Here is a 3,292-nt window from a genome sequence, read left to right on the forward strand (position 1 = left end):
GGTCGAAGGACAGTGACGGCCAGCGGTTCTGCGACTGCGCATCAAGCCCGTCATAGAGCTCCTGCACGGTCGCCCGCACGTTCGGCGTCTTGCGTGCCGCGTCGCGCTTGATTTCGACCAGGGCGTTCGGCTCCTCGGCGCCCGCCGACAGGATGCCGCGCGGACGGTGGTACTTGAACGAACGGCCGACGAGATGGACGCCATTGGCGAGCAGCGCCGAGGCCAGCGTGTCGCCCTCGATGCCGGCATAGGACCGGCCATCGAAGCTGAACCGCGCGGTCTTGGCTTGGCTGAAGCGGCCAGCGCCGGGAATGCGGAACGCGCCGCTCATTTGGCAACTCCCGGGAGCTTCGACGGCTTCCGCTCGCCGGCCTTGTAGGTCATGACGAATTTGTCGGTGACGGTGTCGCGTACGGCATTGAAGAAGCGCGCACAGCCATGCATGTGCCGCCAGCGCTCATAAATGATGCCCTTGGGGTTGGAGCGGATGAAGAAGAACTTTTCAAAATCGTCGTCGCTCTCGCCGGCCATATTGGCCGAGCGCGCGATGTGCGCCTCGCCGGCGTTGCGGAACTCGAGTTCCGGACGCTCTTCCTCGCAATAGGGGCAGCGGATGAGAAGCATTTGGTTCGTTCCTACAATTCGCCGTGGCCGACGCGGGCGCCCGCCGGTTGATCGCAAAGCTTCTGTCCCAGGGTCGCGAACGGTGCGACGAGCCGGATGCGCTCTTCCACGCTTGCAGCGGGACGAAACAGATCGCGGGACGCCATGTTGCCGAGGGTGAGCTGCATCGGATCGGTTGTGACGATGACTTGACGCGGCTGGAATGTCTCGTCTTCTTCGAGCCCTTCGGGTCGTCCCTCGAAGAACATCACCACCCTCTGGCCGCCGCTCCAGACGCAGGCCAACGTGCCGTCATCGACCGAAAACGGCCAGCCGGCTTCGTTGCCGGCACGGCTGATCGGCTGCGTGCGCACTTCATCCGGCGAGGGAAAATGGAACATGCCCCGTTCTCCCGCCAGCACTTGCTCCCCCGCCAGCATCAGCGGCATCGCGACAGCCATCTCAGCCATCATCAGTGCGCCACCGCCGCCGCCGCCGCCTCGTCGATGAGCCGTCCGGTGCGGAAGCGTTCGATGGTGAAGGGCGCGTTGATCGGATGCGGATCGTCTTTGGCGATGGTGTGGGCAAAGACATGGCCCGAACCCGGCGTTGCCTTGAAGCCGCCCGTGCCCCAGCCGCAATTGACATAGAGGCCCGGCACCGGCGTCTTGGCCAGGATCGGCGAGCGGTCGGGCGTGACGTCGACAATGCCGCCCCACGAGCGCAGCATCTTCATGCGCGTGAAGATCGGGAACATCTCGCAGATGGCGTCGAGCGTATGTTGCAATATGTGCAAGCCGCCGGTCTGCGAATAGGAGACATACTGGTCGGTGCCGGCGCCGATCACCAGCTCGCCCTTGTCGGACTGCGAGATATAGGCGTGCACCGTGTTCGACATCACCACGCAGGGCACCACCGGCTTGACCGGTTCCGACACCAGCGCCTGCAGCGGATAACTTTCCAGCGGCATGCGCACGCCTGCCATGTTCATGATGACGGAGGAATGGCCGGCGGCAACGACGCCGACCTTCTTGGCGCCGATGAAGCCGCGCGTCGTGTCGACGCCCATAACAGCGCCATTTGGCGCCCGCTTGACCCCGGTCACCTCGCAATTCTGGATGATGTGGACGCCGCGCGCCGAGGCGCCGCGCGCATAGCCCCAGGCAACCGCATCATGCCGCGCCGTGCCGCCGCGACGCTGCAGCGACGCACCGACCACCGGATAGCGCGCATCCCTGGAGGTGTTGAGCGGTGGGCAGAATTCCTTCGCCTGCTCCGGCGTCAGCCATTCATTGTCGATGCCGTTCAGCCGGTTGGCGTGCACGTGGCGCTTCAGCACCTGGACGTCGTGCACATTGTGGGCGAGCATCATGACGCCGCGCGCCGAATACATGACGTTGTAGTTGAGTTCCTGGCTCAAGCCATCCCACAGCTTCAGCGCATGGTCGTAGATGCCGGCGCTCTCGTCATAGAGATAGTTGGAACGGATGATGGTGGTGTTGCGGCCGGTGTTGCCGCCGCCGAGCCAGCCCTTTTCCAGCACCGCGACATTGGTGATGCCGTGCACGGTGGCGAGGTAATAGGCGGTGGCCAGGCCATGGCCGCCGGCGCCGACGATGATGACGTCGTATTCTTTCCTGGGCTCAGGCGAGGACCACTGTTCCTCCCAGCCCTTGTGACCGCGCATGGCTTCACGGGCGATGGCGAATACCGAATATTTCTTCAACGTCCCAACCTCGCCCCAAAAAGGCTTCGCGAATGGCGGCCGGCGTTCATTCGGTCCCGGCGCGCGAGGTGTATCACTAGCGAAACAGCGCTTCCACCCTTGCGCTGTTTGCGACGGCGCTTGCCGTTTTGCGCCGCGCCTTCAACGGCCGCCGTTTTGAGCTTCGCCTTTTGCTGGTTCAGACGAGACACGCTTCACGATGGACGGTCCGATTGCATAGGTCGGCCGCAAATAACCTTGGCGGCAATCGGCGGCGATTTTACGAATTTCCGCATCGTCCGACTGCTCCGCCATGGCCACGAAACGCTCGACGATCACCTCGCGCGGCCTGATAGCTACTGCCGCCGCAAAGCGCCGCAACACCGGATCCGCATGCTCAAGCAACTGTCGCAGGTCCTTGGAGCTCGGCATGAAATAGTGACCATAAGCATTGACCAGTGTCTTGAAAGCCGAGTCCGGACGCAGGGCGGCGGCATTTTCCACCGCAAGCTTTAGCTGCCAGCGCTCCGCAAGACAGATGAACTGGACCACCCTCCATCGAACGCCGGCATGTTCGTCATCCAGCCGCAGCATCACGCGGCCAAGAATGGCTCCATCGGCCGGCGTCGTGCATCCCAGAAGTGCCTCGATTGCGTCGAACCGGATGCCTGAGACCTGACTGTCGAGCAGATCGGCTATCTCTGCGACAACGCAATTCATCTTGTAACCTATCCGGGAACTGGCTTCAGCCGTCAAAAAAGCCGCGGCGGCCTGCGTATGAAGGTTGTCGGACGTCAGCAGCGGCCGAAGGTTTTCGAGCGGAAAGCCCTTATGAAATTCCGATTGGAGAGCGAACGTCAGCTTGCTGTTGCCCTCGAAGCCGGAGGCCAACAACTTGCTCATTATGTCTTGGGGGGTCATTGGAATGGGTGGCGCATCCACCCGCAAGGTTGAATGGCGTCTTGGTACCCCGGTGTCCATCCG

Annotated in this window: 5 protein-coding genes; all 5 read right to left on the reverse strand. The window is 62.8% G+C overall.

Going from position 1 to position 3,292, the window contains the following annotated elements:
- Positions 1 to 331: 2Fe-2S iron-sulfur cluster-binding protein (locus EN893_RS25335; protein WP_206640171.1), on the reverse strand; the 331-nt coding region annotated here is incomplete at its 3' end.
- The gene (locus tag EN893_RS25340; RefSeq protein ID WP_127270054.1) at positions 328 to 624 is read right to left on the reverse strand and encodes a sarcosine oxidase subunit delta; all 297 of its coding nucleotides are present in this window, start codon (positions 622 to 624) and stop codon (positions 328 to 330) included. The genes EN893_RS25340 and EN893_RS25335, both read right to left, overlap by 4 nt.
- Before the next feature lie 11 nt (positions 625 to 635).
- Entirely contained in the window at positions 636 to 1,076 is a 441-nt protein-coding gene (locus EN893_RS25345; RefSeq protein WP_127270055.1) for a hypothetical protein, read from the reverse strand.
- Positions 1,076 to 2,329: a sarcosine oxidase subunit beta gene (locus EN893_RS25350; protein ID WP_127270057.1), complete on the reverse strand. Its 1,254-nt coding sequence runs from the start codon at positions 2,327 to 2,329 to the stop codon at positions 1,076 to 1,078. Before EN893_RS25350 ends, EN893_RS25345 begins: the two co-directional genes overlap by 1 nt.
- 141 nt (positions 2,330 to 2,470) lie before the next feature.
- Positions 2,471 to 3,292 (reverse strand): hypothetical protein (locus tag EN893_RS25355; RefSeq protein WP_206640172.1); only part of this gene is annotated, 822 nt, incomplete at its 5' end.

Source organism: Mesorhizobium sp. M7A.F.Ca.CA.004.04.2.1 (assembly GCF_004022825.1).
Classification (GTDB): domain Bacteria; phylum Pseudomonadota; class Alphaproteobacteria; order Rhizobiales; family Rhizobiaceae; genus Mesorhizobium.

Excerpts from the sequence above, each read along its gene's own strand:
- EN893_RS25340 (WP_127270054.1), bottom strand. The coding sequence starts at position 624 with ATGCTTCTCATCCGCTGCCCCTATTGCGAGGAAGAGCGTCCGGAACTC.
- EN893_RS25345 (WP_127270055.1), bottom strand. The coding sequence starts at position 1,076 with ATGATGGCTGAGATGGCTGTCGCGATGCCGCTGATGCTGGCGGGGGAG.